The sequence below is a fragment of the ANME-2 cluster archaeon genome (genome assembly GCA_019429385.1).
Classification (GTDB): Archaea; Halobacteriota; Methanosarcinia; order Methanosarcinales; family Methanocomedenaceae; genus Methanocomedens_B.
The window spans coordinates 17,441-30,701 of the sequence record JAHYIS010000008.1; the positions used below are offsets into that span (position 1 = coordinate 17,441).

A 13,261-nucleotide genomic window follows, 5' to 3' on the forward strand; every position below is an offset into this window, starting at 1 on the left:
TAATTCCAAATTATGGATAAAATTCTCATAATCAAAAAGAATAAGTACATAATGACCATAATTTATTGAACGGAAATATTTTTAAGGGGATGTCAGATGAAAAAGGAGAAGAAGTTCGGCACTCAATGTGTCCATGCAGGAGAAACACCGGATATTTCATACGGAGCACATACGACACCGATATATCAGACGTCCACTTTTGTATTTGATAGTGCCCAGCAGGGTGCTGCACGATTTAACGGTGAAGAAGAAGGATATGTATATGCCCGTGTAGGACCAAATACCCCCACACATGCAGCTTTTGTAAAAAAGATCGCTGCACTCGAAGGTGGTGAGACCGGCCAGACCTTCTCATCCGGCATGGCTGCGATAACTGCTGTTGCTCTTTCTCAACTGGAACAGGGAGACCATCTTTTGTCCACGAATGTAGTCTATGGCGGTACCTATGGATTATTTTCATCAATTCTCAGTAAGTTCGGTATAGAGGTCAGTTTTGTTGATACATCGGATCCCGGGAATGTGAAAAAGAACATACAAGAAAATACCAGGGTCATCTTTTTAGAAACACCAGCAAATCCCACCATGATAATCAGTGATATTGAAGAGATATGCACAATAGGCCACGATAGAGGTGCACTGTGTGTCGTTGACAACACCTTTGCTACTCCCTGCTTCCAGAGACCTCTGGAATTGGGTGCAGATGTCGTAATCCATAGCTGCACGAAATATATCGGTGGTCATGCGGACCTGTTAGGTGGTGTTGTTGTTGGAAAAAAAGATTTTATTGATAGCATGTCATCAATTGTTAATTCTACTGGGGGAGCTATGGGTCCCCTTGAAGCCTGGCTATGTATCAGGGGATTGAAGACCCTGCATCTCAGAATGGAAAGGCATGCCAGTAATGCTATGAAAGTTGCCGAATTCCTGGAGACACATCCGAAGATAGGGTGGGTCAGGTATCCCGGATTGCCTTCTCATCCACAATATGATATCGCTAAAAAGCAGATGAACGGCTTTAGTGGTATGATGTCTTTTGGGATCAAGGGGGGTATTGAAGCGGGACAGAACCTCATGAACAGTCTTGAATTGTGTTCACTGGCAGTTAGCCTGGGTGCAGTTGATACCCTGATACAGCATCCTGCGTCCATGACCCATGTGAATGTTCCCGCTGATGTACGAGCAGAGACGGGAATTACTGATGAGCTGGTGAGAATTTCAGTGGGTGTCGAAGATGCAGAAGACATAATAGCAGATCTTGACCAGGCGTTAGCACACCTATGAACAATACGACGGCATATGAATTATAATTTGAATTCTAGACAATTATGCTTTCCCAGCTATTGCCAATCGTATCTACCTGATATTACCAGGTATCAGTTTCCACCCCGGCAATAATCGTGCTTAATGGTTCTTGATGTTGTATTTGGATACATGGTAGATCATACGATTAGGCTGATACTGATTGTGCAGCTTCGGAGGTGAGCAGTGTACAGGGAGTTGGCAAGGTCAGAATATATAACCCAAAATCTATTTATCACATCATCTCTAATGATAAAATTGGAGTGTAATTGTAGTAGATATATAATTCTCTAGCAATGCACAGAATTGTACATACCAGGGGGTAATGTAAATGACTGTATATGAAAAGATGATACGTGAAGCCATAGCTGCACAAAAAGCCGATGTGGCAGTGGTAAAGGAAAAGCGAGGTACGAAATTCAAATTAAGTGATGTCAAGCCGTATGTTGACGTTGCCAATAAAATGAAACCTGAAGGAACCCAGAGCAAAGCTGTATTCGACCTCCATAAGGATTCGATCAACGCACACTTTGAGATACTGAGCAGCCTCACAGACACGGTAAGGCCAGAGGATGACCCGTTCGTGGAGCATTACCAGACCGGACCCATTCTTGAGATACTGTATGATGAGAAACCGGATTTCCGCAAGTCCATGGATACATTCATCAATGGATTGGACAAGGCGAAAGCCCTGATATCCAAGGAAGTGATCCGGAGATATGGCGGATTTTACGGACCCACCTGTGTAGTGGATTTCGCTCTTGTCCCCGGCAGTACCACAAACCTGGTCAACAGGATCCTCCAGAAACTGGATATAAAGGATGACCATAAACGCACTATCCTGGCATCAAAATCCTGGGGTATGAATACATCGTACGGTATCGGAGATGTGTTCGCCCATGCCCTTGAAGACGGTAAGACCGCTGCAGAGGCAGTGGATGAAGAGGTCAAGATGTTGAAATTCATCTATGATCAGCCTATAGAAGCACAGACGAAACTCATGGAGAATGCAGGACATACTTCTTTTGATGTAAGGAAATACCAGGACCAGTATAAGGAAAGGATGAAGAACACGGTAAAAGCAGCCATCGATGATGAAGTGCTTGATGCGAACATTGTGACCGTTCCTGCCTATTGTGTAGGTGACATAGCACATCATATCTCCCAATCCACCTTCAACATGTGCAAGGATGACGTGATAATGGCGGTCATCGAAGCCGAGACAGCCGTGCTGGAGAGTACATTGAACAAGGCGATACGCCAGGGTATAGAAAGTGAGTATAAGATATTGAGCCTGGCAACAGCAGCAACAGCAGCGGGAGCCGAGTACATACTTGAAAAGGACGGGTTCACCGCACCTATGGTCGTGGACCTGCTCACGAAGAGGTTCCATAATTACGTCCAGCTATATCCCACCCGGGGTGCCGCAGCAGAACTGCATAACCATGATTTCATGGATATGATCTGGCGGGGCTGGATGATACTTGAGAAAGCCCAGAGAAGCCGTAATGGCAAGAAGGAATCGCTTAAACCCAAGTCCGGTACCTATACCATCGATCTTGAACCTATTGACAAGAACGAGGTCATCATGAACCCGCAAAGATACGCATATCCAGGATGTGCCATTACTGTCCGGTTCTCAGCACTGATGAGGTTGGCCGATTACCCGTGCCTGCTCACGAGTGAGCCGGTAACCGCGACCCTGATGACCAACATCATCGCGCTGCATAAGGATAAACCCGGGGCGCCGGCCAGGGTATGCAAGCATTGCGCCTCAACATCCATTGATGTCAGGCACCAGTACTGCCAGTGGGCTGAAGCTATATGAGGAGACTATTACCATGCATTGCTATGTTTGTGCACAAAAGGGAAAAGAGACTGTTGCCATTGCCACATGCATTGTATGTGGAATGGCCCTCTGCCAGGAACACCTGATAAGGTCAGATATCGATATGTGGGAAGGGGGGTACCCGGTCCCGCGCCAGAAAGCAAAGAAAAAACTTCCGAGGATCCTTTGCCATGAATGCTATAGCGCATTAACGTGAGGTTTGATGATGGCTGAAATAGGAATCATGAAGCGCTCTCTGGCCGAGCTGATAGGCACGTTTGCCCTCGTATTCATCGGGCCCGGAGCAGCAGTGATAACATTATTACTGGCTGAGGGGCAGACCAATAAGGGTGGCTTTAATATCGGCATAGGGTATGGTGGACTGGGAGACTGGCTGGCCATAGGTCTTGCATTCGGATTTATTATAATGTGCATGATCTATGTCTTCGGTCACATATCAGGGACCCATATCAATCCGGCAGTTACTCTTGCTCTATGGGCTACCAGACGGTTCCCGGGCAAAGACGTGGTACCCTACATAGGAGCACAACTTATCGGTGCTGCTCTGGGGTCATTATGCCTGGTGGCTGTACTTGGTACAAGAGCAGCTACGATCGGTGGTCTGGGTGCAACGGCACCGTTCGAGGGTGTCACCTATTCCCAGGCTATTATCTGCGAGGCCATAGCAACGTTCTTTTTAATGCTGACCATCATGGGGGTAGCAGTGGATAGGCGTGCACCGGGCCAGTTTGCAGGATTTGCCATTGGGATGGTTGTGGCAGTGGACATTATTGTCACGGGAAATATCACAGGCTCGTCGTTGAACCCTGCCCGTACTTTTGGACCATATCTGGGAGATACACTGTTCGGGGGACCAAACCTCTGGAACTTTTTCCCGATCTATATTATTGGACCAATAGTGGGTGCCGTAATCGCTGCCTTTCTCTACGACTATATTGCAGGTTTGAAAGAAGCCGAATAAGGCTTCTTTATTTTATTTTCTGCTCTTATAGAGAAACAAATACTATTTGTAGAACTTCCTTGATGTGTGCGGGCCTGGCAGACGCTTTTTGATTAAACCGGTGATTCAGTGTTTGAATTCCCATGCAAAAGAAATGCTACTCCACTGGGAAGCAAAATAAACCTTTATCTCATGTCAATGGATTAGATTCCTGTATGGACGATAGACCAGAAGAACCTGAATCCCGGCTGTATAGTGAACGGATGAGAGGGAAGACAGGTCACAAACACCATCATGGTTCATGGGATGATATATACAAAGGAGCTAAACCGGAATACCTTCCCTGGTTTTCACCTGAGCCTGATACCGATATCATGCAATTGATCGACAAGCTTGTACCGGGCAGGGCCCTGGATATGGGCTGCGGTCCCGGTATCCATTCGATAGCACTGGCAAAACGGGGATGGCATGTAACTGCCCTGGACATTTCACCGGGGGCTATCACCATGGCGGAAGAACTTGCTAAAAAAGCCGGGGTTGATGTAGATTTCAGGGTCATTGATGTGCTCACCTTTGAACCGGATGGGAAGTTTGACCTGGTGCTCGACCAGGGGTTTTCTCCATTCACTTGAACCACCCCAGCACCCCGGATGGACGGACCTGGTGGCAGCCGCCCTGAAACCGGGTGGTATTGTGGTGGCCAAGGAATTTACCATTGATCCGGTGAACCAGTACGGTCCGGCGGGATTGAGCGAATCCGAGATGCGGGATGTCCTGGATGGGCGATTCACGGTAGAGATGCTTGAGAAGACAGAATTCTCTGTCAGGGGGTACGCGCATGATGGGCTCATCTTACGGGGGATACGTGTTTAGGTGGGAAAAGATTGTACGTGGGTCAGGATGTCGGTTTTTCCTTCCGGTTCCTGTATTCCCTGTTATATGAAGGGAAACGGGCCGTTTAAACCGGTAAATCACTTTGAGAACCCTGTGCTTCTATCAGTTTTATGGTTGCCAGGCAAAAGCAGAGCACAGTGAATGGGTATGTGACCAGCCAGCCCACCTGAAGTGCGCCCCCGACTCCATTGATGACCCATAGGACGATACCCAGTATTATTGAAAATTGCAGGTTCGCCCAGCCTAATTGATAACTTTTTGTCAGGGAATCAATGGCACCTTTTTTTTCAGATACGGCAATCGGGATGGCATACTGGAATAATATAATGAGGACCAGGCCGGGGATGATAAGGAACAACATTCCTACCATTATTGCCAGTCCTGCGATTATTGCCAGCACCCAGCTGGTGATGAAGTAATCAAATCCCTTGAACACATCTCCGATCTCTACTTTCTCTCCCCTGATAAGCATAAACGCCATATGGAATATGCCGAAGAACAGGGGCGGTGAAAATTCCCACCTAAAATTGACCCTACTGCAGCGATAATTGTTGCAACGATAAATGTGACAAACTGTTCTTTATATAATCCATACCCTTCACTCAGTATATCTTCCACTCTCACGGGTTACGCCTCCACAAATTATTGAAACCATTGGTGGAATGTTCTGTTCATTTATTTATAATTATCTGGCAGATTTTCCCCATTCTTTTAGCCCAAGTTTGACACTTAAACTTCCTTTTTTCAATAAATTCTTCTGTTTTGTCAGGAAAACCAATTTGACAGTTTAAAAAATAAAGACATAAACCTACGAAATTCCCGTATTTCGACTCATAATCAACGTATTTATCCAGTTAAAATTCGCATAAATCAGATTTTTCATCCCATTTTTCATGAAATCCACAGTAACTTTCAAATGGTTTTTCCTGACAAAACAGAAGACATTCCCGAAAAGAAAGAAGTGAAAAGTGTCAAACTTGGGTTATGCATGAAAAAAAAACCATAAAACAGATTTTGTTTATTTTTTCACCGAAATTGCTGTTGGTTCAATGGTGACCTCTGATTTCATGGAATTAGCGGCAATGCAACGCTTTTTTGCATGCTCCAGCATCCGCAGGATCTGTTCTTCGGACTCCTCTGCTTCGACTCTGGGCCTGAGGACTATTTTTGTGAACACCCTGAGTTTATCTACTTTTTCCAGGGTCCCTGTTGCAGTGGATTCATAGGAAATTAGGTTCACTCCCATATTTGCAGCTGTTCCTAAAAACGTAGTCATGAAACATACGTTGGCCGCTGCCACAAACAGGTCTTCAGGTGTTATTATCCCTTCATGTCCGCCGAATTCCGGCGGAGTAGCCACAATAATCTCAGGCTTTCCCTCCTGAAAAAACGAGACCGTTCCCATTTTCTCACGACCCCACCTGAGGGAACTTTCATAAAAAAGCATATCTTCTACCATGTCAATTCACTACACAAATTATATCCTGAAAAATCTTAATACTTTTGGAACAACCATGAATGACACAATATCTCGTATTCCCCTTCACCTTTATCATGCAAACCAGTGCGACCCAAAGAAATGCACTGGCAAAAAGCTGGCAAAGTTTCACCTTGCACACCTGCATCGTCAGGCCGGCAAATTACCGAGAGGTGCAATATTTCTCGATCCAATGGCACAACAGGCCCTCTCGCCAGCAGATAACTATAGCCAGGGGATAATTGTGCTGGATTGTTCATGGGAAGAGGTCGAGCGTGTTTTCCCCACCCTGCAAAAACTCAGGCTTGAGCACAGGGCACTGCCGTATCTGTTAGCTGCAAACCCGGTAAACTACGGAAAACCGTTTAAGATGGGGACTGTAGAAGCTTTTGCCGCGGCTCTGTATATCTATGGGTATAAAGGTCAGGCCATGGAGATATTGGACAAGTTCAAATGGGGCCACACATTCCTGGAACTGAACTATGAACCGCTTGAAGCATATTCAAAAGCCAGGGACAGTCGTGAAGTGGTCAAAATCCAGTATGAATTCATGTAATAGTAGAATACTGGCGTTCATTGTATATTCTCTAAAAAGTCTCGCAATTCAATACATAACTTATTTATGCATGCCTTATTATAATACGCTCGATGGATAAGCGAATAGACTCATTGAAAAATGATACTACATTCATGTTAAGCATTATATCCATTATAGCAATATTCATACGAATAATACCTTTTTCAAAAATCTTTATCAATGGTACTGTTGCCATAATTGGATGGGACCCCTATTACCATATGAGAAGGATTTTTTTTACTGCTAATCATTTTCCTGATACTATCACGTTCGATTCATATCTCAATTATCCGTATGGGCTGGAGATCGGGTGGCCTCCCCTGTTCGACCAGGTCATTGCATTCATCGCACTACTGAACGGCCATGGCTCTCCGGACCCGTTCATCGTCCAGACGACAGCGGCAATTTTCCCTGTCATTTTAGGGATTATCGTATTCATACCACTCTATTTTGCCGTATCAATGATCTTTGACCGCAACGTTGCATTAGCAAGCGCGTTTATCCTTGCAATTCTCCCGACAAACATTAATTATTCAATGCTGGGGTCAACAGACCACCATATTGCAGAAGTATTTTTATTAATTACATCATACGCATTTGTTATCGCTGCTCTTAAAAGTCCTCGTCATAAACGTCTTTCATTATCGCGTATTCCGAAAATCGGTCAAGGCAAATCCCTTTCACTCCAATTTATTTATGCGATATGTGCCGGCTTCTTCCTGGCAGTAGCCTTATTTACCTGGATAGGTGCTCCGATATTCATTGGCATTATTTCACTTTATGTGGCATTACAATACACAGTTGACTTGAAAAAAAACAGGCCTTTGCCAGGTCTTAATAACATTTTCATCCCGGCTTTATGTGTTACCCTTGTGTTAACAATCTTTGGAGTAATAAGGTCTGTTCGACCGGGATTGGAGATGAGTCCGATACACATCTCCTGGTTCCAGGTCTTATTCGTTCTGCTCATTATCCTGTCAGTATTTGCATTATCTTTCCTCGCAGGATTTGTTTCATCAAAAGGATATGGTTGGTGGAGTTTCCCGTTCATTGTAGCAATTTCAATGGTTATCATCTTTTTTGCACTTCACCTTTTCTCGCAATCAACATTTGGTTCACTGAAATATGGAATTAGTTATTTACTTGGGTATGGAGACGTATTATCAACAATTGCCGAAGCCCAGCCTTTAATTCAGGGACCGCAACAAACACTCAATACATTATTCGCTTTCTTTGGTTCAAGTATATTCTTTGCCATTCCGGCTTTACTCCTGTTCGTACAGAAAATGTTCAAGGAAGAGCATCCACCTGAATTGCTTTTCTTTGCATCCTGGACTCTTGTTATCTTGATCCTTTCATTGTCACAGATACGTTTCGTCAACCAACTTTCTATTATTGTTGTGATATTGGCAGGATATTTCATTATCTTCAGTATCAACGTGATCAATTCATTCAAATATTCAAATGTATTGAAACTCACCGGCATTGCTATACTGCTCTCGGTTGCCATCATACCTACTGTGTATTCAGGGTATCAAATAGTGGCAAATCCGCAACTTCCTCCGCAGGATTGGGTAGATTCTATGGAATGGTTGAAAAAAAATACACCCGAAACTTCATACTATGACAATCCCAATATGATGCCAGAATATGGCGTGATGAACTGGTGGTCGTATGGTAATTGGATCCTGTATCTTTCAGAACGTCCTGTAGTGGCAAATAATTTCCAGGCAGGTATGGAAGATGCAGGGCGCTTTTTCATTGAATCTGATGTATCCAGGGCAAGAGCGATACTGGATGCCAGGAATGTCAGGTATATCATTACGACAGGCGAAATGGTGTACGGGAAAAACGAAAATATTGCACTGGCTGCAGGTGAAAATCCTGCTGAGTATTCTGTACGCAGCGATATGTTGAAAACTACTACAATGTATAGATTGCACATTGGTGATGGTTCAGGACTGGGTTATTATCGTTTATTGTATGAATCTAAAAGTCCACAGATATTCCTTAAAAATGTTAAAATATTTGAGTATGTAAAAGGTGCGAATATCATCGGGCAGGCTTCACCACATGAAGTGGTGCTGGCATTCACCAATATTACGACGAATCAAAATAGGGTTTTTACCTATTTTAATTCAGTGGAAGCTAATGAAACTGGGTGGTATACTATTTCGGTGGCATATTCTACGACTGAGTCAGCATTTGTAAGGAATAAAGTAGAACCGTATAAGGTTATTAATTCTAAAAATATTCTGATAGACGAAGTATCAGTGAAGGAAGATGATATAATTCATGGCAGAAATGTTGTTTGATGAAATGTAATCTTTCCCATTTGAATAATATTATGTTTTTTTCCTGTAATCCCTCAATCCAATAAGGAATCAAGAACAAATATCAGTTATCGATTTTTTTCTTTTTTATTCAATTCAATAAAAGCTTCTCTGAGTTCATGGTGAATGTTAAACGGAAGTTGGCCGTTGACTTTGTATGAACACCAAATATAATATCCTATGATATAAAGGCCTAAAAGCAGAAATAAAATACCTAACAATTCCGTGATATCGAATATCGAATTAAGAAATATTGAGGTGATCGGAACTATAATTATCGGAGCGAAACCAATGACCCATGCGTCTTCAAAGTGAAAGATCTTAAATTGGTTGGTAAGGAAGAACCACCATCCAAAAAAGATAATAGGTATAACATAAGGAACTACAGTAATAAGCCGTGTGACTTCAATAAAATAGATAAAAAGGGATAAAGTAATTAACACAAGCAAGATATTTCGTACGACGAAATTATCTGAAATACCGGCATTTGATGGCGAATGGCTTTTCCCTTGAACGTGTTCCATTTCAGATTCTATATTTTCAACTTTATTTAAGAGCATTTTCAAATCTATAGAAAAATCCTTGACTTCCACCTGCGTCTCAGCTAGAACATTGACCAGTGGGCCCAAACGTCTATAAATACCATTTTCGAACGATGAATCTAAAAGTTCATCCAAATAAAGAACCTTTCGGTAAATTTTAACTGCATAAATGAGAGTGAAACCTCCGATAAATAAAAACAGTGTTCCAACTATCACATCAAGGATAATATTGGAGATAAAGCCTGAAATAACAGAAAAAAATGACCATATTATTAAAAAAACTGCCGCTATTATCGTACTGTAGAGGCCGATTTTTTCTAAAGTCGTTAAATGGTTGGCCATTTTACCTCGATGAAGGTCTTGAATATTAACGTAATCACATCAGCAATTGTAGGGATACCCCCTGCCTCTTTTATTGGAGCAGGTGAAATCTCAGGTGATGTTTCCAACAGTTTTACAATCTCACTGTCAGGTTTATTTGAATAACTCAGCCCGTATTCACCATGACAAAGAACACATAAACTGCTCAGGTTCTCATGCGACCCATGTGGACCATATGGATGGCAAATACTGCAATCAGTAGTATTCGGCCTTATCAATCGCTCTTTTTCCACATGGCAGACTTCACATTTTTTATTACTATGAAGTATGTGGATATCATTATCCCCTAATTGGTCAACTATTCCGACATGGCATCGGATACACGGACTATTCCCGTGTATCTGCTGTACTTTCTTGATATCAATTTCCATATCCCATTGATTGTTTTCCAGATAATGACATTTACAATTGATTCCATAAGCCCTCTCGATCTCTATGAGCGAAAAATGGCATTGAAAACATTTTGCTCCACTATGACGTAGGTCACCTGACCACCCGGGTCTTTCATAGGGGAAGGTATATTCAGGGGCGTTTTTTTCATCAGTGACTGCTGATGAAGAAGATACTTCCTGTACCACAAATAGTGAAATGAATATTATTAGAACAATTAATGTGGAACCCGGTTTCTTCATGATGCCTCTTACTATAATTGCATAGATTAAATATAATTATATCCATATATACATGAATTGATGATATAAATTATTTGAGGACTATTAACCTTTTCATTATACAGGTTTGTGAAATGTATTTTATTGAGTTTCATGCAATACGTACCATATGAGTCTAATGTTATATGATTCTACCAGATATCCGGAACAAATCCTGGGTTTCAAGTACCTGGTATCGCAAAGGAGTGTTTTTTTCAAAACAACGTGAATCGATATATTTATCAATGTGATTTAATAATTCTAATGTGTGAAAACCAGATATATCATAATTGCGGGACTAGCTGTTATAATAATATTGATCTTTGGTGCAAATTTATTTGACTTTTCAGAAAAAGTGCCGGTAATTAAAGCGAAATTTGAAATTATCGAAGTTGATAATGAAACTATAATTATCGATAGATCGGTCGAACAATCTAAAACCACCTATTTAAAACGACCCAGATCAGAATTACAGGAATATCCTTTATTAACCTCGCATGCAGCTATAAATGGAGTTTATTATAGCGATTGGGGTATTACTCAATATAATGGTCCTGGGGAATATGAAATTCAAATGGGATTTCGGGAAGGATATTATCCTGTATCGAATGATTATGTTATGGTGATCTCTTATCTCTATGATGAGGAAGGGAATGTAATACTGAAAGATAAAATTGATTATTATTGGGAATAGAACAACAATATTTTTAGAATATTATATATAATTATTTTACATTGCAGATTTCGCACTTTTAATAAGTATCAAGCATCTATCAAGTGTAATTTGATTTACTGTTATATACATATCGGAATTTATATAATTATATAGCTTTCAGAAAAAAACGATACATATATATGCTTTGAAACAAACAATTAGCCATTAATTGGGATTCATCCCAAACGGAATAGGAGAATTATTATGAATAAGATTGGACTCGTATTAGCAGCTGTAATAGCTGTTGGAATGTTTGCCCTGCCTGCCACATTGGCATACTTTGATGGGCAGCACGTATTCGTATCTGGTTCTGATGTGGATTGTGGTAAATGTCATACTGCAATTGCTGATGAATTCTATTACGCAAATAGAGGTGCCGATGGTGGTGTAGTTGGTCCTCACGCAACCAACATGGTTTGTACGGACTGCCATGTCACTGTACTGATGAATGGTAACAGTACAAGTACTGTCTATCAGAACCCTGCTGCCAAGGAGGGTCACGCATCAACAGCTGTTGAATGTATGGATTGCCATGACAGCAATCAAACATCTTATGCTAAACAGGCTGGACAATATGGTAACCATGACATCACTGATCCCACCGCAGCTCACTACGATTTCTATGCTGCCGCTCTTGCAAACGAGGACACAACACTGAGAAATGGTGCCAATGAAGCTTGTATTGCATGTCATACCCATACCGCCGTAACTATTGTTTGGGTATCAACAGATGGCAATATGACCTATGACCAGGCTACTGGACATTTCTCACAGAACGCCAATCCAGGGAACAAAGTAAACGCAACATATTAGAGTTTTGAATTGTTACCTAACTCTAACAACAATTGGTTAAGGTTTTTTGAACCTTAACCGATACCTTTTTTTTATGATTATTTATATTATACTTTCCTCGATTTTTCTGATTATTCTATTCGGCTTTTTTTACAATCAACATCATAATGGTAAACTGTATCTCCTTCCTTTAATTTTCATCCAGGACCGGTACAAAAAGAATTCAACAAAAAAACGTATTGAACAGATACGTTCAAATTGTCATACCCCTGATACGACATTTACCTTGATTGGTAATTTTGGGTTCATTGCAATTTGTATAATCCTGGCATATGTCTTTCTCTCCCATACACTATTGTTCGGTGCAGTAATGACCGGGAGCATGACCGGTACAGTTGATAAAGGTGACCTTATTTTTATGACCTCTGTAGGTGAGGTAGAAGTAGGAGATATCATAATGTTCAATTCTCCGGATGTACTGTATCCCGTGACTCACAGGGTCTATGACATCACTCCGTTCGGTATAACAACGAAAGGAGATGCCAGGAACCTTCCTGACAGTTGGACTATCCAGAATGAAGATGTACTTGCCCAAGCCGTTTTGATATTTGAAAAACCCATTGTCATCCCTGATGCAGGTAATTATTTCATTGTCGGGGATGAATTCGAAAGAAAATCAACCATTGATACAGAATACGGAGATGAATATGCCATTGCCAAAAAATTCTTTAGTATGATACGCTCATATGGAGTAGTAATATTTATCATAGTACTGTTATATTCAGTGTTAGATCTATTCAAAGGCGGTTGAA

At 41.7% G+C, this 13,261-nt stretch carries 15 protein-coding genes; 11 read left to right on the forward strand and 4 right to left on the reverse strand.

From position 1 onward, the window contains the following. Positions 1-96: 96 nt before the first annotated feature. From K0A89_04405 to K0A89_04430, 6 genes are all read left to right on the forward strand, one after another. On the forward strand, positions 97-1,281 hold the full coding sequence (locus K0A89_04405) for a PLP-dependent aspartate aminotransferase family protein (GenBank protein MBW6517728.1): 1,185 nt from the start codon (positions 97-99) through the stop codon (positions 1,279-1,281). Positions 1,282-1,630: 349 nt separating this feature from the next. Continuing rightward, positions 1,631-3,127 (forward strand): DUF2193 domain-containing protein, encoded by a 1,497-nt coding sequence (locus K0A89_04410; protein MBW6517729.1) that lies wholly within the window; start codon positions 1,631-1,633, stop codon positions 3,125-3,127. 13 nt (positions 3,128-3,140) lie between these two features. Beyond that, positions 3,141-3,344, forward strand: a complete 204-nt coding sequence (locus K0A89_04415) for a DUF2180 family protein (GenBank protein ID MBW6517730.1) — start codon at positions 3,141-3,143, stop codon at positions 3,342-3,344. A gap of 9 nt (positions 3,345-3,353) precedes the next feature. Beyond that, positions 3,354-4,109 (forward strand): aquaporin family protein, encoded by a 756-nt coding sequence (locus K0A89_04420; GenBank protein MBW6517731.1) that lies wholly within the window; start codon positions 3,354-3,356, stop codon positions 4,107-4,109. A gap of 194 nt (positions 4,110-4,303) precedes the next feature. Then, positions 4,304-4,720, forward strand: coding sequence for a class I SAM-dependent methyltransferase (locus K0A89_04425; GenBank protein ID MBW6517732.1), 417 nt, complete (start codon positions 4,304-4,306; stop codon positions 4,718-4,720). Continuing rightward, positions 4,680-4,961, forward strand: coding sequence for a hypothetical protein (locus K0A89_04430; protein MBW6517733.1), 282 nt, complete (start codon positions 4,680-4,682; stop codon positions 4,959-4,961). The genes K0A89_04425 and K0A89_04430 overlap by 41 nt, the downstream gene beginning before the upstream one ends. An 85-nt stretch (positions 4,962-5,046) precedes the next feature. On the opposite strand, the gene K0A89_04435 is transcribed toward K0A89_04430, so the two are convergent. Both K0A89_04435 and K0A89_04440 read right to left on the reverse strand, forming a co-directional pair. Beyond that, positions 5,047-5,463, reverse strand: coding sequence for a hypothetical protein (locus tag K0A89_04435; protein ID MBW6517734.1), 417 nt, complete (start codon positions 5,461-5,463; stop codon positions 5,047-5,049). A 537-nt stretch (positions 5,464-6,000) separates the two neighbouring features. Continuing rightward, positions 6,001-6,441 carry an OsmC family protein gene (locus K0A89_04440; protein ID MBW6517735.1) on the reverse strand — a complete coding sequence of 147 codons (441 nt, stop codon included), beginning with the start codon at positions 6,439-6,441 and terminating at the stop codon, positions 6,001-6,003. A 55-nt stretch (positions 6,442-6,496) separates the two neighbouring features. On the opposite strand from K0A89_04440, the gene K0A89_04445 reads away from it, so the two are divergent. After that, complete coding sequence (locus tag K0A89_04445; GenBank protein ID MBW6517736.1) at positions 6,497-7,015, forward strand: DUF367 family protein; 519 nt, start codon at positions 6,497-6,499, stop codon at positions 7,013-7,015. A gap of 92 nt (positions 7,016-7,107) precedes the next feature. After that, positions 7,108-9,351, forward strand: a complete 2,244-nt coding sequence (locus K0A89_04450) for an oligosaccharyl transferase, archaeosortase A system-associated (protein ID MBW6517737.1) — start codon at positions 7,108-7,110, stop codon at positions 9,349-9,351. An 86-nt stretch (positions 9,352-9,437) separates the two neighbouring features. Here the strand turns inward: K0A89_04450 and K0A89_04455 are convergent, their stop codons facing one another. Next, entirely contained in the window at positions 9,438-10,253 is an 816-nt protein-coding gene (locus K0A89_04455; GenBank protein ID MBW6517738.1) for a hypothetical protein, read from the reverse strand. Then, complete coding sequence (locus K0A89_04460) at positions 10,238-10,924, reverse strand: hypothetical protein (protein MBW6517739.1); 687 nt, start codon at positions 10,922-10,924, stop codon at positions 10,238-10,240. Before K0A89_04460 ends, K0A89_04455 begins: the two co-directional genes overlap by 16 nt. A gap of 286 nt (positions 10,925-11,210) precedes the next feature. Here K0A89_04460 and K0A89_04465 point away from each other — a divergent pair, with 286 nt between their 5' ends. The 3 genes from K0A89_04465 to K0A89_04475 all read left to right on the forward strand — a co-directional run bounded on the left by K0A89_04465 (position 11,211) and on the right by K0A89_04475 (position 13,260). Beyond that, a complete protein-coding gene (locus K0A89_04465) occupies positions 11,211-11,636 on the forward strand; it encodes a hypothetical protein (protein MBW6517740.1) in 426 nt (141 codons plus the stop codon). Between the two features lie 225 nt (positions 11,637-11,861). Then, positions 11,862-12,470, forward strand: coding sequence for a hypothetical protein (locus K0A89_04470; GenBank protein ID MBW6517741.1), 609 nt, complete (start codon positions 11,862-11,864; stop codon positions 12,468-12,470). Positions 12,471-12,735: 265 nt separating this feature from the next. Continuing rightward, positions 12,736-13,260, forward strand: coding sequence for a signal peptidase I (locus K0A89_04475; GenBank protein MBW6517742.1), 525 nt, complete (start codon positions 12,736-12,738; stop codon positions 13,258-13,260). The last annotated feature ends 1 nt before the right edge of the window (position 13,261 follow it).